Annotated in this window: 20 protein-coding genes; 12 read left to right on the forward strand and 8 right to left on the reverse strand. The window is 66.4% G+C overall.

Annotated elements, in window-relative coordinates:
- Positions 1 to 100: 100 nt before the first annotated feature.
- The gene (locus G365_RS0103535) at positions 101 to 406 is read right to left on the reverse strand and encodes a hypothetical protein (RefSeq protein ID WP_019644124.1); all 306 of its coding nucleotides are present in this window, start codon (positions 404 to 406) and stop codon (positions 101 to 103) included.
- Positions 407 to 505: 99 nt separating this feature from the next.
- On the reverse strand, positions 506 to 1,249 hold the full coding sequence (locus G365_RS22655) for a LexA family transcriptional regulator (RefSeq protein WP_019644125.1): 744 nt from the start codon (positions 1,247 to 1,249) through the stop codon (positions 506 to 508).
- A gap of 208 nt (positions 1,250 to 1,457) precedes the next feature.
- On the opposite strand from G365_RS22655, the gene G365_RS0103545 reads away from it, so the two are divergent.
- On the forward strand, positions 1,458 to 2,066 hold the full coding sequence (locus G365_RS0103545) for a hypothetical protein (protein ID WP_019644126.1): 609 nt from the start codon (positions 1,458 to 1,460) through the stop codon (positions 2,064 to 2,066).
- A 392-nt stretch (positions 2,067 to 2,458) separates the two neighbouring features.
- Here G365_RS0103545 and G365_RS0103550 read toward each other — a convergent pair whose 3' ends face one another.
- Genes G365_RS0103550 through G365_RS0103565 form a run of 4 tightly spaced genes read right to left on the reverse strand, consistent with a single transcriptional unit; the run spans position 2,459 to position 6,300 of the window.
- The gene (locus tag G365_RS0103550; RefSeq protein WP_019644127.1) at positions 2,459 to 3,235 is read right to left on the reverse strand and encodes an ABC transporter permease; all 777 of its coding nucleotides are present in this window, start codon (positions 3,233 to 3,235) and stop codon (positions 2,459 to 2,461) included.
- Positions 3,219 to 4,055 (reverse strand): ABC transporter ATP-binding protein, encoded by an 837-nt coding sequence (locus G365_RS0103555; RefSeq protein ID WP_245554687.1) that lies wholly within the window; start codon positions 4,053 to 4,055, stop codon positions 3,219 to 3,221. Before G365_RS0103555 ends, G365_RS0103550 begins: the two co-directional genes overlap by 17 nt.
- A 27-nt stretch (positions 4,056 to 4,082) precedes the next feature.
- Positions 4,083 to 5,093 (reverse strand): ABC transporter substrate-binding protein, encoded by a 1,011-nt coding sequence (locus G365_RS0103560; RefSeq protein ID WP_019644129.1) that lies wholly within the window; start codon positions 5,091 to 5,093, stop codon positions 4,083 to 4,085.
- A gap of 52 nt (positions 5,094 to 5,145) precedes the next feature.
- Positions 5,146 to 6,300, reverse strand: a complete 1,155-nt coding sequence (locus tag G365_RS0103565) for a 4-oxalomesaconate tautomerase (RefSeq protein ID WP_019644130.1) — start codon at positions 6,298 to 6,300, stop codon at positions 5,146 to 5,148.
- A 110-nt stretch (positions 6,301 to 6,410) separates the two neighbouring features.
- Here G365_RS0103565 and G365_RS0103570 point away from each other — a divergent pair, with 110 nt between their 5' ends.
- Positions 6,411 to 7,331: a LysR family transcriptional regulator gene (locus G365_RS0103570; protein WP_019644131.1), complete on the forward strand. Its 921-nt coding sequence runs from the start codon at positions 6,411 to 6,413 to the stop codon at positions 7,329 to 7,331.
- Between the two features lie 8 nt (positions 7,332 to 7,339).
- On the opposite strand, the gene G365_RS0103575 is transcribed toward G365_RS0103570, so the two are convergent.
- The gene (locus G365_RS0103575; protein WP_026345064.1) at positions 7,340 to 7,639 is read right to left on the reverse strand and encodes a PqqD family protein; all 300 of its coding nucleotides are present in this window, start codon (positions 7,637 to 7,639) and stop codon (positions 7,340 to 7,342) included.
- An 82-nt stretch (positions 7,640 to 7,721) separates the two neighbouring features.
- Between G365_RS0103575 and G365_RS20180 the strand changes: the two genes are divergently transcribed.
- The 8 genes from G365_RS20180 to G365_RS0103610 all read left to right on the forward strand — a co-directional run bounded on the left by G365_RS20180 (position 7,722) and on the right by G365_RS0103610 (position 14,149).
- Positions 7,722 to 8,627, forward strand: coding sequence for a hypothetical protein (locus G365_RS20180; protein ID WP_019644133.1), 906 nt, complete (start codon positions 7,722 to 7,724; stop codon positions 8,625 to 8,627).
- A gap of 3 nt (positions 8,628 to 8,630) precedes the next feature.
- Positions 8,631 to 9,533 (forward strand): sulfotransferase domain-containing protein, encoded by a 903-nt coding sequence (locus G365_RS20185; RefSeq protein ID WP_019644134.1) that lies wholly within the window; start codon positions 8,631 to 8,633, stop codon positions 9,531 to 9,533.
- A 16-nt stretch (positions 9,534 to 9,549) separates the two neighbouring features.
- Positions 9,550 to 10,413 (forward strand): 2OG-Fe(II) oxygenase, encoded by an 864-nt coding sequence (locus G365_RS0103590; protein ID WP_019644135.1) that lies wholly within the window; start codon positions 9,550 to 9,552, stop codon positions 10,411 to 10,413.
- 161 nt (positions 10,414 to 10,574) lie between these two features.
- Positions 10,575 to 10,739, forward strand: coding sequence for a hypothetical protein (locus tag G365_RS24060; RefSeq protein WP_019644136.1), 165 nt, complete (start codon positions 10,575 to 10,577; stop codon positions 10,737 to 10,739).
- 189 nt (positions 10,740 to 10,928) lie between these two features.
- Complete coding sequence (locus G365_RS24065) at positions 10,929 to 11,093, forward strand: hypothetical protein (RefSeq protein WP_019644137.1); 165 nt, start codon at positions 10,929 to 10,931, stop codon at positions 11,091 to 11,093.
- Between the two features lie 6 nt (positions 11,094 to 11,099).
- Entirely contained in the window at positions 11,100 to 11,879 is a 780-nt protein-coding gene (locus tag G365_RS22660; RefSeq protein WP_051089834.1) for a class II glutamine amidotransferase domain-containing protein, read from the forward strand.
- Positions 11,809 to 13,098 (forward strand): asparagine synthase-related protein, encoded by a 1,290-nt coding sequence (locus G365_RS22665; protein ID WP_051089835.1) that lies wholly within the window; start codon positions 11,809 to 11,811, stop codon positions 13,096 to 13,098. The genes G365_RS22660 and G365_RS22665 overlap by 71 nt, the downstream gene beginning before the upstream one ends.
- Before the next feature lie 427 nt (positions 13,099 to 13,525).
- Positions 13,526 to 14,149 carry an FMN-binding negative transcriptional regulator gene (locus tag G365_RS0103610; protein WP_019644138.1) on the forward strand — a complete coding sequence of 208 codons (624 nt, stop codon included), beginning with the start codon at positions 13,526 to 13,528 and terminating at the stop codon, positions 14,147 to 14,149.
- A gap of 285 nt (positions 14,150 to 14,434) precedes the next feature.
- Here the strand turns inward: G365_RS0103610 and G365_RS0103615 are convergent, their stop codons facing one another.
- Positions 14,435 to 14,989, reverse strand: coding sequence for a DUF2076 domain-containing protein (locus G365_RS0103615; protein WP_019644139.1), 555 nt, complete (start codon positions 14,987 to 14,989; stop codon positions 14,435 to 14,437).
- Positions 14,990 to 15,379: 390 nt separating this feature from the next.
- Here G365_RS0103615 and dctP point away from each other — a divergent pair, with 390 nt between their 5' ends.
- Positions 15,380 to 16,294, forward strand: coding sequence for a TRAP transporter substrate-binding protein DctP (gene dctP, locus G365_RS0103620; RefSeq protein ID WP_169545040.1), 915 nt, complete (start codon positions 15,380 to 15,382; stop codon positions 16,292 to 16,294).
- A gap of 3 nt (positions 16,295 to 16,297) precedes the next feature.
- Positions 16,298 to 17,131 carry a hypothetical protein gene (locus G365_RS0103625; RefSeq protein WP_019644141.1) on the forward strand — a complete coding sequence of 278 codons (834 nt, stop codon included), beginning with the start codon at positions 16,298 to 16,300 and terminating at the stop codon, positions 17,129 to 17,131.
- Positions 17,132 to 17,137 lie beyond the last annotated feature (6 nt).

A 17,137-nucleotide genomic window follows, 5' to 3' on the forward strand; every position in this document is an offset into this window, starting at 1 on the left:
GAGGGAGGGTGGGTCCCGAGTCCCGGCCTGTCTCCATAAAAAAGCGGTTGGGTCGTAGTCATCATGGCGGACCCGTTGCAGACCGCGTTGCTGTTGCGGGTCAGGGGGTGTCCGGTCCGGTCCGCCTGCGCCGGAGGGGGCGGGGCAGCATTGCCTGCGCCTGGTCCCGGAAGCGACGGTCCGCCTCGAGGGACGCGATCAGCACATCGGCAAGGGGGCCGGTGATCCGGCTCAGGCGTGGCGGGGCCAGCGGGTGCCGCCGCTTTTCGGCATAAACCGCCAGCACCATCGCATCGCCGGTCGGGGTCCCGGCATCGTGATAGCGACAGATTTCAGCGGTGACGTCGATCTGCTGGATCAGCGTTCCGTCATCGGTGCGCAGGGTGACGGTCCAGTCCAGATACATAGCGGGGCTCCGGCAGGGAAAGAGGGAAATAATTGCGCCTATCGCAATTTTTCGCAACGTTCCGGGGGGTGCCGTCAAGCCCGGCTGCCGGGGCGGCCCTCAGCCGATATTGCGCCCCAGCCACAGCACCCGGCCAATGACCGCCAGATCTTCCGGTCCGACTCCGTCGGTGTTGCCGTAGGCGGGGTTGTCACTGCGGATGGAGAAGGTGCGGCTGCTGGGGGCCCAGATCAGGCGTTTGACCATCAGTTCGTCAGAGATGGCATAGCGGATCACATACAGCCCGTCGCGGGTCCAGCGGGTGACGGTGCGGTCGATCAGCACATGGTCGCCGTGGTGCAGGGTTGGCTCCATACTGTCGCCGGAAACCTGGATCACGGCCAGCTGCTCGGTCGGGGCCTGTGTGACCCGGCGCAGCCATTCCCAGCGGAAGGCGCTGAAGCAGACCGGGGCCGTCTCGGGGTTGACGGCCCCGTCCCCGGCGGCGGCCCGGGCCTCGTAGACCGGCACCATGGCGAATTCATCGGTCAGTGAGGGGGGCTGGCGCCACGGCGGCAGGCCGTGCGGTGCAGCAAAGCCGGAAAGGGTGGCGGCCCCCTGACGATGCGGCGGTGGTCCGGCCTGTTCCCCGCCCTGTTCCCCGGGGGGGGCAGGGGACAGGTCATCGCTTGCCGGCAGGCCGAGGTAATCCCGGATTGCGGCCAGCTCATGGGCTTTGATCTGCCGTTCGCCTTTCAGCATACGGTTGATCGCGGCGGGGTCCAGCCCCATGGCTCTGGCCAGACCGCGCTGGCTTTTACCCGGGGCCTGCAGGGCTTTTTTGAGAGTGTCGATCAAAGTCATGGTTGCATTATTGGTGTTTTATCACTGATGCGATATTGCGCTTTTAGCATTGACATGTCGATGCAAAAAACGCAACTATCCAACAACGCGAACGGCGGAGACGGATGCTCTCTCCGACTGCGTACCAGCACAAGACAGCCTTGCTGCCCGGGGGTCATGACCTGAGACCGACCCGGCGGCGGAGGCACGCCGAACAGGAAGATCTACCATGACTGCTTTTAACACCGCCGCCGGGGGGGACCGGCTGCGACTGCCAACGTCTGTCCATAGCCCGGGGGGCCGGGCTTTCCGGCGCAGCCCGCGGGTCGGGCCGCCGCCTTTGCCTGCGGTTCCGCCCTGCCGGGCTGACCGGTCGGGAGGGGCGGTGGCCGGTGATCCGGAACAGGGGGCGCGGGCCCGTGCCGGGCGTCCGGCGTCCTCGGCTGTGCCACCGCCGCCGCCGCCGGTCCGCCGTGATCCGGTCCGCAATACCATCGACTGGTCGCAGGATCTGGTTGACTGGCTGTATGCCTGCCGGATTGACGGGATTCCGGTCGCGGTGCTGGCCCGGACCATCGGCTGCTCGACGCAGACGGTGTTTACCCAGTTTCACCGCGATCCGCGTGGGGTGCCGGAACCGGCGTCACGGACGCGCCAGCGCGTCAGCCCGCGTGACTTTGTCCGCTGGGGGCGGGGTCTGGCGGAAGACATGCCCGCTGAGGTGCTGGAGCGTGAGGTGCGGCGCGTCCGCCCCGGCACCGCGCCGGTCGGCCCGCTGACCCGGCTGACCCCCCGGCCCCGGATCGGGCGGGCGCTTGATTTCAGCGATGACACCTGACCGGGGGCAGACGGGGGGGCTGGTCAAGGGGAAGGGAACACAAAAACGCAGCGGCCCGGGTGGACCGCTGCGTTTTATATTGTGGCGCGTGAGGCAAGCGGGCGGACGCCCGCGCCCGGCGTGTGAGGGAATAAGCAAACGGAAGCCCGGCAGGGCCGGGCTGACTGGCCCATTGAGGGCCCGCGCGACCATTCGCGCGTGAGGCAAGCGGGCGGACGCCCGCGCCCGCCGCCTGAGGGACCAAACAAACGGAAGCCCGGCAGGGCCGGGCTGACTGGCCCATTGAGGGCCCGCGCGACCATTCGCGCGTGAGGCAAGCGGGCGGACGCCCGCGCCCGCCGCCTGAGGGACCAAACAAATAAGGGACTAAACAAAAAAGCTACAGAAAAAACTTAGGCCGGCCGTTCCTGCCCGTCTTTGGGCTTCCAGGTGATCAGGCGGCCTTCCAGCCAGGTCAGCAGGGTGTCGATGATCAGCACGAACATCGCCAGCACCACAATCCCGGCAAACACGCCGACGGCGTCGAAGTTGCCTTCCGACTGGGCAATCAGATGCCCCAGCCCGGCGGAGGACCCAAGGTATTCGCCGATGATGGCCCCGACCACGGCAAACCCGACCGAGGTCCGCAGCGATGACAGAATCCAGGTCGCGGCGGCGGGCAGATAGACATGGCGCAGCATGTCAAACCGGCTGGCCCCCAGAATGCGCGAGTTGGACAGGATCACCGGGTTGACTTCCCGCACCCCCTGCAGGGCGTTGAAGAAGGTGATGAAGAACACCAGCGTCACCGCCAGCGCCACTTTCGACCACAGCCCCAGACCCAGCCACAGCACGAACACCGGGGCGAGAACCACGCGGGGGATGGCGTTGACGGCCTTGATGAAGGGGTCAAGAATGCGCGCGGCCCGGCGGGCAAGGCCCAGCCACACACCGATCACCACCCCCAGCAGGGTGCCGAAGACATAGCCCAGCACGGTTTCCAGCACCGTGATGTTCAGGTGACGGTAAAAAGAGGTGTCGCTGACCCATTCCACCACCTTGCCGCCGATCGCCAGCGGCGAGGGGAAGAAGAACGGGTCAATCACCCCGGCGGTCACCCCCAGTTCCCAGCCGCCGAACAGGACCACCACCAGAAGCAGCTGGATCAGCCGGTCACGGATGTTGAGCATAGCTTTTCTCCACTTCGGTCTTCAGGCTGGACCAGATCTTGCGGTACAGGTCCATGAACTGCGGGTCCATCATGATTTCCGCCACGTTGCGGGGGCGGGGCAGATCAACGGTAAAGCTGTCAACCACGGTGCTGGCCGGTCCGGCGGCCAGCACCACCACGCGGTCGCCCAGCGAGATCGCTTCCTCAAGGTCGTGAGTGATCAGCACGACGGACTTGCGGTTTTCCTGCCACAGGCGCAGCAGTTCGCTTTGCATCAGATGGCGGGTGTGGATGTCCAGCGCCGAGAACGGCTCGTCCATCAAAATCACTTCCGGGTTGACGATCAGCGCCTGCGCCAGCTGCACGCGCTTTTTCTGTCCGCCGGAAAGCTGGTGCGGATACCGCTTTTCAAAGCCCTTCAGGCCGACTTTTTCCAGCCAGGCGCGGGACTGTACGGCCCGCTCCGCCGGGGCGACGCCGCGGAACTGCAACCCCAGCTCGACGTTTTCCTCCACCGTTTTCCACGGCAGCAGGGCATCCTGCTGGAACAGGTAGCCGACGTCATGGCTGACCCCGTCCACCGGCTTGCCTGCCAGCGTGATCGACCCCTTCGTCGGTTTCAGCAGACCGGCGATGGCGTTGAGAATGGTGGATTTGCCGCAGCCGGTCGGGCCGACAATGGCAAGAAACTCCCCGTCGGCGACGGTCAGATTGACATCCCGCACGGCGGTGAAGGCGCCGAACGACATGGTGACGTTCTCAATCCTGACTTTCGGCTGGCTGCTGAGCGGGCGGGGCGTGGTGGCGTCGGCCGCCACGGGGCGGGGGTATGCGCTCACGGCTGTTCTCCCTGTGGAACGTTGCTTTTACTTGCGGTACTGGGCCAGGGCCTTTTCGACGAAGGCATTGGTGTAGGTTTTGTTCAGGTCAATGGCGGCCCCGGCGACCTGCGGGTTGAAGGCCGACAGCACATCCAGCGGCACCTGCAGGGTGGCGGGGTCAAACAGCCCGTCGGGCGACAGGATCGGCATGGCATTGCGGATGGCCTGCGCATAGCCTTCCTTATCTTCCGGCACAAAGCTGGGCGGCAGCTTGGCCATGATTTCCTCGGCGGAATGGCTCTGGGCCCACAGCATGGCGCGCACGGTGGCGTTGACCGCCTTCTGGATCATCTCCGGCTTGGCCTTCAGGGTTGCCCCGGTGACGTACAGGGTCGAGGTCGGGTACAGACCGCCGTAAATCTCGGTGGCCCCGGCGGCTGACCGCCCGTCGATCAGGATCTTGCCGATCTTGCGTTCGGTCAGGATCGTCGCCGCCGGGTCATAATTGACCAGCAGGTCAATCTTGCCCTGTTCCAGCGCCACCACGGCGGTGGGGCCCGACCCGACACCGATGATGCCGATGTCTGACGGGTTCAGCCCGTGGCGCTTCAGGTAATAGCGGATGAAGAAGTCAGACGACGACCCCGGGGCGGTGATGCCGACGTTCAGCCCTTTGATGGTTTCCGGTTTGGCGGGGTCAAAGCGGGTGTTTTCCGGCCCGGCCAGCACCAGCCCGGAATTATGGGCCAGCAGGGCCACCGACACCACTTCCTTGCGGACCGACTGCATCTGAATGGTGTGGTCATAGAAGCCGACGCCGACATCGACCGAGCCGGAAACCAGCGCCTGCAGGGCCTTTGATCCCCCGGCGGCAAAGTTTTCCATCGTCACGTCCAGGCCTTCCTCGGCGTAATAGCCAAGGCCGACCGCCAGCGGGAACGGCAGATTGTTCAGATTAAACGATCCGACGCCGATCCGCACCGGCTCGGCGGCCTGTGTCATCGGGGCGGCGGTCAGAAAAGCGGCAACCGTGGCCGCAAGAGCCCAGAGCTTCATTGTTTCCTCCTGTTTGTACTTTTGACTTATTAAAATCAGGGCGTGGTGCAGATTAGGGCATTGTACGCAAAAGCGGGGCGGTGTTTTCAGCGGTCTGGCCGGGGGCGGCCCGTTCCGGGCTGTGGGCCCAGACGGCGGGCTTGGCGAACACCGCCCCCTCAAACAGCCGCCGCGCGGTGCGGATCACCGACACCACCGGGGCCGGGGCCCCGGGCGGGTGGTCGATGGTCACCTGCAGGCGGCCGGTGGCGTGGGCAAAGGTCAGGTCTGCCGGAAAGGCAGAGACGGCGGTCATTTCGGCGGCCAGCGTGCCGGGGGTGGCGCAGGCATTGGCCAGCGCGACGCCCCCGGTGATCGCCAGCGCCGAATGGCATTCGTGCGGCATAAAATAGCGGGTGGTCAGGCTGTCGCCATCCTGCCCCGGGGCTGCCGGGGCGATCAGCACCGGTTTGGGGATCACCCGGTCGCGGACATTGGGGATGCCCATCGCTTCCCCGGCCTGAATGCGGATGCTTTCCAGACGGCGCAGGAACCCGGAGTCGGCGTTCAGCTCCGCCGGGGTTTCGTGCCCGGTCTTGCCCAGATCGGCGGCCCGCAGGATCACCACCGGCATGGCGGCGTCAAGGCAGGTCACCTCAACCCCGTCAAAGGTGTTGCGCGCGGCCCCGGTCGGCAGCAGCGCCCCGGTCTTTGATCCGGCGCTGTCAAGGAAGGTCAGGGTGATCGGGGCCGCGGTGCCCGGCACGCCGGAAATGGCCACGCTGCCATCATACAGCACCCGCCCGCCGGGGGTCTGAATGCGGGATTCGATCACTTTGCCGGTGTTGACGTTGTGGATGCGCAGGGTGGTGATGCCATCCTGCACCGGCACCAGACCGGCCTCGATGGCAAAGGGGCCGACGGCGGCCAGCATGTTGCCGCAGTTGGGGGATGTATCGACCGCCTGCTCCAGCACTTTGACCTGTGCGAACAGATAATCGACATCAGCCCCCGGGCGGCGTGACGGGCCGACAATGGCAACCTTGCTGGTCAGGGCGTTGCCGCCGCCGATGCCGTCAATTTCCAGATGATGGCCGGACCCCATCACCGACAGCAGCACCGCATCGCGGGCCGCCGGGGTCTGTGGCAGGTCAGAGGCCAGAAAAAACGGCCCCCGGGACGTGCCGCCGCGCATCAGAACGCAGGGGATTCTGATCAGGTCATTCATGCTGACTTCCTGATGATTGATTTGATTTTGTTCTTAGTGGCTGCTTTAATTGCTGTATACGCATCAATCATTGCGTTGTGAAATGCAAAAATAAGCAGGATTGATAACCAATGCGCATCAATTTCGAGATTCTCGACCTCCGGGCTTTTCTCGCTGTGCTGGAAACCGGCAGTTTCCATAAGGCGGCAGAGGTGCTGCACCTGTCGCAGCCCGCACTGAGCCGCCGGATCAAGAGTCTGGAAGAAAGTCTGGGGGCACCGCTGCTGGAACGCACCACGCGGCGGGTGTCGCCGTCGGCGGTGGGGCGGCAGCTTCAGCCGTTGCTGGTCCGCCTGATTGATGAGCTGGAAAGTACGGTTCTGGCCATGAATGAGACCGGCAACCGGCAGCAGGGGCTGGTCAGTATTGCCTGTGTGCCGACGGCGGCCTTTTACTTTCTGCCGCGCGTGATCCGTCAGTTCCGCGACCAGCATCCGCAGATCCGGTTCCGGATTCTCGATCTGTCGGCGCGGGAAGGATTGCAGAGTGTCGCCAGCGGCGAGACCGAATTCGGGATCTCGATGCTGGGATCATCGGACCCGGATGTGCATTTTACGCCGCTGATGGAAGACCCGTTTGTGCTGGCCTGCCACCGCGATCACCCGCTGGCAAAGCGCAAAACCCTGACGTGGCCGGATCTGGCGGGCTATCCGCTGATCGGCGTCAGCCGCCATTCCGGCAACCGGACGATTCTGGATAATGCGCTGGCCCATGCCGATGTGCGGCTGGACTGGTTTTACGAGGTGAACCACCTGTCCACCTCGCTGGGGCTGGTCGAGGCGGGAATCGGGATCTCGGTGCTGCCGCGTCTGGCGACGCCGCAGACCGATCACCCGCTGATTGTCACCCGCCCGATCACCGGCCCGGTGGTGGAACGCACCATCGGCATCGTCGAGCGCCGCAATGGCCGGCTGTCTCCGGCGGCGGCGCGGTTCAAGACCATGCTGCTGGACAGCTGGGGCGGGTCGAAGGGCGATGTGCCGGGGGCCTGAGGGCCTGTTCAGGTCTGGCCGGTGGCTGCCGGATCTGTCACCTCGATCAGGCCTTTCGCCTGCATGGTGGTCAGCAGGTCGATCACATCCCGGCGGATGACGTCGGCGGGGGCATCATAGCGACTGTCAAAAGTGCGGCACAGCTGCTCGATCTCGACCGGCCCGGCAAGGTGGTCCCACAGGTCCCGGCCAATAGCATCAAGGAAGTAATAGTTGCCATTGTCGGCATCCATAAGTACTAGGTCGCTGTCCATCGGCGCGGCGAGAGGTGCCGGGGAGCGGCGGACATGGGATTGCAGGGTCAGCATTCTCAGGGCTCTGTCGTTCTGATGGGCTATCTACGTCTGATTGAAACAGGCGTAAGGGTTTGTGAACATAGGGGATCGGTGTATGGAAGGCGACTATCTTTTTTGCGGCTGGCGTGTGCGCAGTGCGCTGCCCCTTCCTGAGCTGCCGGTCTGGGATGGACAGGGCGATACCGCCGTTGATCTTGAGATTGTCGCCGGGCCGGTGCCCCCGCCGCAGGACGGGGAGCCGTGGCTGACCGTCACGGCAGACGGGGCGGTGCGGGTCTGCGTGCCCGACGTGGTGCGGATGGTGATCGAAGGCGGGCGGCGGATCACCGTTGAGCCGCTGGGCACGGAGCAGGCCGCCGGATGGCGGCTTTTTCTGCTGGGGGTGGGTCTGGCCGCCTTCTGCCACCAGCGCGGGGTTTTGCCCCTGCATGCCGCATCGCTGACCATCAACGGCAGGACACTGGCCCTGCTGGGGGCCAGCGGCGCGGGAAAATCAACGCTGGCCTTCGCGCTGGCCCGGCGGGGCCATACCCTGCTGTCTGATGATCTGTCGGTGCTGACGTCAGGGGTGACGCTGCGGCCCGCCTATCCCCGCCTGAAGCTGTGGCGCGATTCGCTGGATGCGATGGGGCAGCCGCTGACCGGGCTGCCGCGCGTCCGCGACGGTCTGGATAAGTTCGACCTGCAACCGCAGACCTTCGACACCGCACCGCGCCCGCTCGACAGGCTGGTGCTGCTGAAGACCGGGGACAGTGTCACCTGCGAGGCGGTATCCCCGGCGGCGGCGGTGCCGCTGCTGTTAAGCCATGTGTCCCGGCCTTCGGTCGGCAGGCGGCTGGGGCGGCAGGGCGAGATGTTTTCTGCAGCGGTCCGCCTTGCGCAGCAGGTGCCGATGGTCCGGCTGGTGCGGCCCTTTGACTTCTCCCGCATGGAGGAGGTGGTGCGCCTTGTCGAGGCGGTGGCGGACGGGACGCTGCCCGGCCCGGCGGCGGGGGACTGAGCGGTGACAGGACTGTTCTGGATCGCCTCTTACCCCAAATCCGGCAACACCTGGACCCGCTGCCTGATCGACAGCCTGACCCATGGGGGGGAGCCCCCGGCGCTTGACCGGCTTGACCGGTCCTGTCCGGCGGTTTTTGACCGCCACTGGCTGGAAGCGGTGACCGATGTGCCGACCGCCGACCTGACCGCGCCGGAGCTGCTGGCCCTGCGCCAGTCAGCCTTCCGCCTGCTGACCGACCCTGTTGGAGTGGCTTCAGGCGGGGTGGCACCGGGCTGGGTGACACCGGGCTGGCAGGCCCGCTGCCTGAAGGTGCATGACTGCTATGATCCGGCCCGCTTCCCCGATGCGGTGACGGCGGGGGCGGTCTATCTGGTGCGGGATCCCCGGGCGGTGGCCCCGTCCTGGGCGGATCATTCCGGCGTGACCATTGACCGGGTTATTGCCCGGATGCGGCGCTCTGCCACGGCGGCGGGCGGGGCCGGTCTGCCGGGCAGGCCCGCCATGCCGGAACAGATCGGCGACTGGTCAGATCATGTCCGGTCCTGGACCGAAGCGTTTAAGGGGCGCCTGCTGCTGGTGCGGTATGAGGATCTTCTGGCCGATCCGGTCCCGGTGGTTGCCCGGATCGCCGGTTTCCTCGGCCTGCCGGATGATCTGCCTCTGGTGGAGAAGGCGGTGGCCGCCTGCACCTTCAGCCGCCTGCGCCGTCAGGAACGCGAGACCGGCTTTGCTGAGAAAACAGCGATGCAGAAGCGGTTCTTCCGGCAGGGGCGGGCGCAGGGATGGCGCGATGAGCTGAGCGCGGAACAGGCCGCACGGCTTGTTGCCGACCACGGTGCGGTGATGGCGCGTCATGGCTATGCCACAGCAGACGGCACCACAGCAGACGTGCTGCCGGGGTAAGATAACGGAGGGCGGAATGAAGCGGACCCTACAGACTGAGGGGATCCCCCGCGCGGTTCTTCTGCGGTTTCAGCAGGATCTGGCCCGACGGGCGGGGGAGCAGCCGGACAGCGCCGACAGGGCATGGCGTCGGGCGGAGACCGCCCGCGCCGCCGGGGATCTTGACGGCGCGGCAGAAGCGTACCGCGCCTGTCTGGCCCTGGCGCCGGACCGTCTGCCCGCCCGGCGCCGCCTTGCCGTGCTGCAAGGGCACGGGCTGGCGGATCACCCGGATCCGGCGGATGACCGGCCTGCCCCGTTCTTCCTCAGCCGGTCGGTGCTGTCGGCAGCGCAGATGGCGGCGCTGTGGGGCATCGTCACGGCCCGGCAGGATGAGCTGGAGCCGTCACGCATGGCGAGAAACGGCGAGCCCCGGCTGCTGGACACCGCCTACCGGCAGTCGCTGCGCATGTCGGGTCAGGGGGCACGGGCCTTGCTGTTGCCGATTGTGCGCGATGTGATTGCCCGCCATGACCTGCTGCGCCGTTTTGGCCTGTCGCCCCTGACATCAGACAGGGTGGAGGTGGAAATCGCCAGCCACAGCGACGGTCACTTCCTGCGGGTGCACCGCGACCGGGGCGACGGGGCCCCTGACCGGGCGCTGACCTTCGTGTTCTATTTTTTCCAGCTTCCGCAGTGTTTCAGCGGGGGCGATCTGCTGCTGCATGATACGGCGGCGGACGGGGAGCCGCGCCTGTTGCAGGCTACCCGGTTGGTCGTAGAGCACAACAGTCTGGTGATCTTTCCCGCCGACTGCTGGCATCAGGTCCTGCCGGTTGCGGGGGCGGATGCCGACCCGCTGAAGGGACGGTGGACCGTGCATGGCTGGTTCCACGCGTAATGGAGACGGATATCGCCTTATAGTAGATTATTAGAGTGTGATAAAAAACTTATAGAATATCTTGGTGGTGCGGACTAGAAAGGCCGTCAGACGGGCCCCGCTGCACTGCCGGGACCTCCTGTCCTCTGAGCGCGTTGATTTTGTTACAGGAGGGTCCGTTTATGGCCGATGAACAGAGCTGTGTGATGTCCGGCGACGGTGCCGGGGCCCGGCATGAGGGGCTGCGCCCGTGGCACCGGCCAGAACTGGGGGTGCTGCCGGTGGACCAGACCGCTGCCTCGCAATCCCCGGGATCGGACGGTAGCGGGGTGCCCACCTCGTCCTGAGCAGACAGGTCCGCTGGACAGGGCCGGGGTGGTGCCATGCAGACCCGCGCCGCTTAATAATTAGATAAGAAACATATAGCATATCCTGGACATACGCCTTAAACCGTGTGTCGTACAGAGGGGCTCCGCTGCACTGCCGGGGCCTTCTGTCCTCTGAGCGCGTTGATTTTGTTACAGGAGGGTCCGTTTATGGCCGATGAACAGAGCTGTGTGATGTCCGGTGAGGATGCCGGGGCCGAGGATGAGGGACGACGCCCGTGGCACCGGCCGGAGCTGACGGTGCTGCCGGTGGACCAGACCGCCGCGGGGGGAACCCCGGGGGGTGACGGACCCGGCTATGACGCAGTGTCTTAAGCCCCGATGAGTGACTTTGCCGGTCTCTGGCGGCTGGATGGTCAGCCGGTTGACAGATACGATATTGACAGGCTGACGCAGGGGATGGACGCCCGGGGCATCGCCCCGGCCCGGGTCTGGCGACAGGGTGCGTTTGCGCTGGTCCACCGCCAGCACGTTTTCACGCCTGAAGATGCGCAGGAAAAAATGCCGCTGGAAGGGCCGTCCGGCGGCATTCTGGCTGCCGATGTCAGGCTGGATAACCGGGGGGAGCTGGCCGACAGGCTGGGCCTTTCCGGCGCGGCGGCGGCTGTGCCCGACGGGGCATTGGTGCTGAAGGCGCTGGAACGCTGGGGCGGTGATGCCGTCACCCGCCTGTACGGCGATTTTGCCTTTGCCCTGTGGCAGCCGGGATCCCGCACGCTGACGCTGGCGCGCGATCCTCTTCAGGGCCGGTCCCTGTTTATCCACCACGGCCCGAAGGTCATCGCCTTTGCCACCCGGCTGCGGCCCCTGCTTGCCCTGCCCGATGTGCCGCGCGAGATCGACGGGATGGCGGTCGCTGACCGCCTGATCCTGAACACCGCCGACAGCGGGCAGACCCTGTATACGGCAATCCGCCGGGTGCCGCAGGGGCATATCCTGACGATAACGCCGGAGCGGGCGGTGCAGCGGTGCTGGTGGTCGATGCCCCGGCCGGGCACCCTGCGCTTTGCCAGCCATGCGGAAACGGTCGATGCCCCGGCCGGGCACCCTGCGCTTTGCCAGCCATGCGGAAACGGTCGAGGCGGCGACCGAGGTGGTTGACCGCGCGGTTGCGGCCTCGGTGCGGGCGGTGGGGCCGGTCGGCACCTGCCTGACCGGCGGGCTGGACAGCAGCACGGTGACCCTGTTCGCCCGCCGCTATGTCGATCCTGACCGGCTGTTTGCCCTGACCCGGGTGCCCGGTGGCCCGGTGCCGCCGGATGAGGACGGGCATTATTATGACGAATCCGGGCGGGCCGCTGCCTTTGCCGCCCGGCAGCCGGGCCTGCTGTGGCACACGGTCGGCGACGACGGGCAGGACTGGGGCGAGAGGAACCGGGCGCGGTGGCATCTGTCTTCGGGGATGCCCGCCGACAACCGCGTCAACGGGGCCTGGTTCCTGCCGCTGTTCCGCTTTATGGCGGAGCGGGGCGGGCGGGTGATTCTGGGCGGTGGCGGCGGCAATTTTCTGTACAGCTATCATGGCGGCGCGGTGGAGCTGTCGCTGCTGCGGCAGGGGCGGATCTGGGCGCTGCTGCGGCACCTGTATCAGCGCGAGAAACACGCACCGCTCGGGCTTCTTCCGCTGATCCGCAACCGGTTTTTCGCCCCCTGCGAGCCGTGGAGGCTGCGCAGCTGGCGCCGGGGCTGGCCGGGCCTGCCGTGGGGGTTCTTCTCCGCCCTTAATCCGTCTTTTGCGGCTGAGGTGAAGATGCGGGACCGTCTGGATCTGGACCGTTACCGGATCCGGACCGGGGTACAGGTCCCCTCCGCCCACGCCTCGCGGTGTTGGTTTCATGGCGATGAGGCGATCGGCCAGTGGATGGTTGAGTACCGGGCCCTGCATGGCATGGACTGGCGCGACCCGCTGGGCAGCCGCTGGAGCACGGAGTTTTTTGCGGCCCTACCGCAGGAAGCTTTTGTTCACAACGGAGTGACGCGGGCGATTGCCCGGTCGATTCTGGCCCCGCATCTGCCGGAAGATATGCAGCGGGACCGCAGGACCGGGCGCCAGCTTGGCGACTGGTACACCATTCTCAGTGCCGAGAGACCGGCGATGCTGGCCGCGCTGGAACGGCTGAAGGCATCGCCCGCTGCCAGCCGCCTGATTGACCTGCCCCGGCTGGAACGGCTGCTGCACACCTGGCCCGCCTCGGTGGCGGAGGCGGAGCGTCAGCGGCTGGACTACAGCTTTGTGCTGACCCGGGGGCTGGAAACCGCCGAGTTTCTGGCGTGGCAGGACAGCAGCAATCACGGATCATCCGGCCCCCTGCCAGAATAGTCCTGCCAAAATGACCCTCTGAGAATGACCCTCTGAGAAGACTTCAGGGGCAGGCTGTTTTTTTCGCCGGGTTTTGTCCGCTGCCGCGTATCAGACTTCGGAAGGCGTCTCTCTCCGGTTGCCCTGCCCGCGCCGGAGACCGCCCCGATGCCCTTCCGCATCCGGTCTGTGGTCTGCCCCCCGACAGGCAGCCCATGGGCCGGGCCGGATCACGCTGACCGTCCGCGCCCCACAGAACACCCGGTGGAATGTCCCCCCAAAAGCCTTCCGGCGGGTTTAGTGGACTGGTCAGAAACTGTGAAACCGGCCATGTCCGGCAGTCCGGTTCCGGGGTATAGACCCGTCAGGATCCGGCTGCCGGGCATGTCTGTTCTGTCCCGGCGGATCCGGCCTGCTGACCGCGACCGCTTTGGGGGAACACCCGGCCATGGAATGTCCTGCCGCCTTCCGTTTTGATGCTCTGGCCGACCAGCACGCCCTGATGGCGGCAACCGGTCTGGCCACCTTTATCACCCATGGGGACGATGGCCTGCTGGCGACCCCGCTGCCGCTGCTGCTGGCGGCGGAGGAAGGGCCGTTCGGCACCCTGTACGGCCACGTCGCCCGCAACAACCGGCAGGCGCGGATCGCGCCGGGCACCGGGGCGCTGGCGGTGTTTATGGGGCCGGATGCCTATGTCACGCCGTCGTGGTATCCGTCAAAGGCTGAGCACGGGCAGGCGGTGCCGACCTGGAACTATGTCACCGTGCAGGCGTGGGGCACCCCGGAGTTTTTTGACGACCCGGACCGGCTGCGGGCGGTGGTCAGCGGCCTGACCGACCGCCATGAGCAGGGCCGCGCCGCCCCGTGGTCGGTTGATGATGCCCCGGCCCCGTTTCTGGCGGCGATGCTGAAGGGAATCATCGGCGTCCGGATGCCGCTGACCCGGATTGAAGGCAAACGCAAGATGAGCCAGAACCGCCCGGCCCCCGACCGCGCCGGGGTGGCGGCGGGCCTGCGGCAGGACGGGCGGCCCGATGTCGCGGCGCTGGTGCGGGCGGCAGCCCCCTGACAGCAAAAAAAGCCCCGCCCCGGTGAGGGGGCAGGGCCAAGGCGGAGTAAGGAGCAGGAAAAAGCAAGGGCCCACCCTGCCGGAACGGGAAGGGGCAGGGTGTGGGAAGGAACCGGCTCCCGCGTGGGGCGGGGGAGCCGGACCGGGTCACGGAAGAAACCCGGCACCGGGCCTGAAGGAGGGAGTCAGCACCGCCGGAATGACAGGGAAGGCGGTGCCGGATCGGGGTCTCCCCCCTCCCCCTCCGGCGGGGCCGGTGGGGGCGGTGGTGCCGGGGAAGAGATCTTAAAAGAACTCTTCATCCCCGCCGAAATCGGCAAAGGCGTCTTCTTCCGGGGCCGGTTCAGGGGCAGGGGCGGGCTCTTCCGCCGCCTGCGCATCGTTGCCGCCGGTGATCATATCAGCCAGCATATTGCCAAGGATCAGACCCCCGGCGACGCCCATGGCGGTCTGCAGGGCACCGGCCATAAAGCTGCCGCGCGGGGCCTGCTGGAACGGCTGCATCCCCTGCGACAGCGCCGCGCCGGGGCGCTGCGCGCCGGGGCCGTAGGCCGGGGTCTGCGGGCGCGGGCCGCCGAACAGGCTGCCGAGGAAGCCGCCACCGGCAGCGGGGCGGCTGGCCAGTTCGCGTTCCAGCTCCTCAACCCGGGCGGACAGGGACTGAAGGGCGTTTTCCTGCACCAGCAGGGCCTGCGCCATGTAATACGGGGCTGCGGGCTGGCGGGTCAGGGTATCACGGATATGGGCCTCGGCGGCGGTGTCGCGCGGCGGGCTTCCGGCTTCGGCCTGACGCAGGCGGTCGAAGAGTCCGTCAATGGCGGCTTTGTCGTTGTGGTCCATGGCGAGAATGTGATCCCGATAAGGTGTGTCTATGCCATGGATGTAAGAGGCGCGTCTCCGGGCGCAAGGGCATTCGCGAAATAATTTTCATCCGTTTCGCGATTTTTTCTGGGGTGCAGGGGGTCAAGGGGACCGGGCGTAGGCGACAGGGGAGCGGGTTAGGCTTCGTCTAATAAAAAATTAGTAAAATCAATAAGATAACTTTATATTATATAAGTATTATAATAAAACTATATGAGCCATCATGATTACGATGGCTATGTTGTCAGGGGGGCAGTAAGCGTGGTATCCCCGATATGAGCGGGTGACAGGGTGCCGGGGATGGGTTTTTTTATTTCTATACTTACGGTTCTGTGCGTCCTCTCGCTGCCTGTCCGCGCGGCGGAGCTGATGGTCTCAACCGAAAACACGCCGGATCATCCGCAGACGCAGTTTCTGGACCGCTTTGTCCAGACCGTCGGCCCGGCCCTGATGCCCCACAGTCTGACCCTGAAGCATTCTGCCGAGGCCGTGCGGGGCCGTGATGAGGCGGAAGCGCTGACAACCGCCCGCATTGCGTTCGCGGCCCCCGGACTCTGGAACCTTGATGCCCATCAGCCGGATCTGAATGCGCTGCTGCTGCCGTCCCTGATGGGGCGTGACCCCCATACGCTGGCCGGGCTGGTTGACGGGCCGCTGGGGGCACTGCTGAGCAGAAAGCTGATGCAGTCGCTGGATGTGGTGGTGATCGGGCGGTGGCTGGATCTGGGGCCGGTTCACGTCTTTACGGTCAGCAGGCCGGTCAGCCGCTTTGCCGATCTGCAGGGCCTGCGCATCCGCTACGCTGGCGGGGCGATGAATGAGATGCTGCTGAAGGCGCTGGGGGCGGTGCCGGTGCTGGTGCCGTGGCCGGATGTGCCGGAGGCCCTGCGCTCAGGCCGGGTGGATGGCATCCTGACGACGCCGACCACGGTGGTCAGCGGGCGCCTGTGGCAATCAGGGCTGCGGCACGGTTTTCTGGCCGGGGTCAGCTATTCGTTTTTCATCCCGATGGCCTCGCGCAGTGTCTGGACCCGCCTGACCCCGGCCCAGCAGGCGGCGGTCCGTGCCGGGTGGGATGATGCGGTTGAGGCCGGGCGCGAAGAGGCCCGCGCCAGTCAGGATCAGGCGCAGCAGCGGTTGCAGGGGGCCGGGATGAGCCTGCAGAGCCCCTCTGCCGGGGATCTGGCCGCCACGCGGGCGATGCTGGTGGTGCAGCAGCCCGCCCTTATCGCCGCGGTGGGGATTTCGGCCGATGTGCAGGCCGCCGTGCCGGGGGGAGAGTAAGGGATGGGACCGCTCCGCAGGAAAGGCAACGGCAACCGCATCGTGGTGTTAAGCGTGGCGCTGTCGACGCTGCTGATGCTGGGGGTGATTGCCGCCCTGTTTGTGCCGACGGTGCTGGAACACCGCCGGGCGGTGGCTTTGGGCACCGAGCGGACGGGGCTGGCGGCGGCAGGCTATGCCGAGCGGGTCGCCTCGCTGCTGGGCCGGGCCGACCAGCTGGCGATATCGGCGGCGCGGCTGGGCGAGGTTTCCGGGCCGGGGGAAGGCTATGCCCTGCTGCGCGAGACCTTACAGCGGGATGCGCGCTGGAGTGGGGCGCTTGATGGCTATGTCGCGGTGTCCCCGTCCGGGGAGATTCTGGATCAGTTCCTGAAAGGGCGGACCGACATGCGGGCCTTTTCCGGTCCGGCGGTGGTGGCCCGCACGCGGGATCACTGGTCCGGCCCGGTGGTGCGGATTGCCAGACCGATCGGACGGCAGGCGTGGTTTCTGGCGGTGGAGCGCGGGACCTGGACGGAAGAGGGGGCCTTTAACGGTGCCGGGGTGGCCTTTCTGTCGCTGGAATCAGCGCTGCGGGAGGCGGTGGTCGGGCGGCTGTTCGACAATGCGCTGATCCGTCTTCAGACGCTGGAGGGGGCTTTGCTGTTTGAAAGCCGCAGCGGTGAGGGGGATGCCCGGGATGTCTGGGTCTCCGGCCCGCGTCAGAAGGCTTTTCTTGACCTGATGGCGCCCGACAGTCCGGCAGCGGTGGTTGCCGGGCGGCAGTTCGGGCTGTTTCTCGCCTCGCAGCGGGTGCCGGGCCTGCCGCTGATCATCTCGGTACAGATCCCGGAATGAGGTCTT

It is taken from the genome of Novispirillum itersonii subsp. itersonii ATCC 12639, from assembly GCF_000381985.1.
GTDB lineage: Bacteria > Pseudomonadota > Alphaproteobacteria > Rhodospirillales > Rhodospirillaceae > Novispirillum > Novispirillum itersonii.

Bases quoted from the DNA above. Each gene is read 5' to 3' on its own strand.
- G365_RS24065 (WP_019644137.1), top strand. From the start codon at position 10,929: ATGGCCGATGAACAGAGCTGTGTGATGTCCGGTGAGGATGCCGGGGCC.
- G365_RS0103535 (WP_019644124.1), bottom strand. From the start codon at position 406: ATGTATCTGGACTGGACCGTCACCCTGCGCACCGATGACGGAACGCTG.
- G365_RS0103615 (WP_019644139.1), bottom strand. From the start codon at position 14,989: ATGGACCACAACGACAAAGCCGCCATTGACGGACTCTTCGACCGCCTG.
- G365_RS22660 (WP_051089834.1), top strand. From the start codon at position 11,100: ATGAGTGACTTTGCCGGTCTCTGGCGGCTGGATGGTCAGCCGGTTGAC.
- G365_RS0103545 (WP_019644126.1), top strand. From the start codon at position 1,458: ATGACTGCTTTTAACACCGCCGCCGGGGGGGACCGGCTGCGACTGCCA.
- G365_RS24060 (WP_019644136.1), top strand. From the start codon at position 10,575: ATGGCCGATGAACAGAGCTGTGTGATGTCCGGCGACGGTGCCGGGGCC.
- G365_RS0103590 (WP_019644135.1), top strand. From the start codon at position 9,550: ATGAAGCGGACCCTACAGACTGAGGGGATCCCCCGCGCGGTTCTTCTG.
- G365_RS0103575 (WP_026345064.1), bottom strand. From the start codon at position 7,639: ATGCTGACCCTGCAATCCCATGTCCGCCGCTCCCCGGCACCTCTCGCC.
- G365_RS22665 (WP_051089835.1), top strand. From the start codon at position 11,809: ATGCCCCGGCCGGGCACCCTGCGCTTTGCCAGCCATGCGGAAACGGTC.
- G365_RS0103565 (WP_019644130.1), bottom strand. From the start codon at position 6,300: ATGAATGACCTGATCAGAATCCCCTGCGTTCTGATGCGCGGCGGCACG.
- G365_RS0103610 (WP_019644138.1), top strand. From the start codon at position 13,526: ATGGAATGTCCTGCCGCCTTCCGTTTTGATGCTCTGGCCGACCAGCAC.
- G365_RS0103625 (WP_019644141.1), top strand. From the start codon at position 16,298: ATGGGACCGCTCCGCAGGAAAGGCAACGGCAACCGCATCGTGGTGTTA.
- G365_RS0103560 (WP_019644129.1), bottom strand. From the start codon at position 5,093: ATGAAGCTCTGGGCTCTTGCGGCCACGGTTGCCGCTTTTCTGACCGCC.
- G365_RS20180 (WP_019644133.1), top strand. From the start codon at position 7,722: ATGGAAGGCGACTATCTTTTTTGCGGCTGGCGTGTGCGCAGTGCGCTG.
- G365_RS0103570 (WP_019644131.1), top strand. From the start codon at position 6,411: ATGCGCATCAATTTCGAGATTCTCGACCTCCGGGCTTTTCTCGCTGTG.
- G365_RS0103550 (WP_019644127.1), bottom strand. From the start codon at position 3,235: ATGCTCAACATCCGTGACCGGCTGATCCAGCTGCTTCTGGTGGTGGTC.
- dctP (WP_169545040.1), top strand. From the start codon at position 15,380: ATGGTCTCAACCGAAAACACGCCGGATCATCCGCAGACGCAGTTTCTG.
- G365_RS22655 (WP_019644125.1), bottom strand. From the start codon at position 1,249: ATGACTTTGATCGACACTCTCAAAAAAGCCCTGCAGGCCCCGGGTAAA.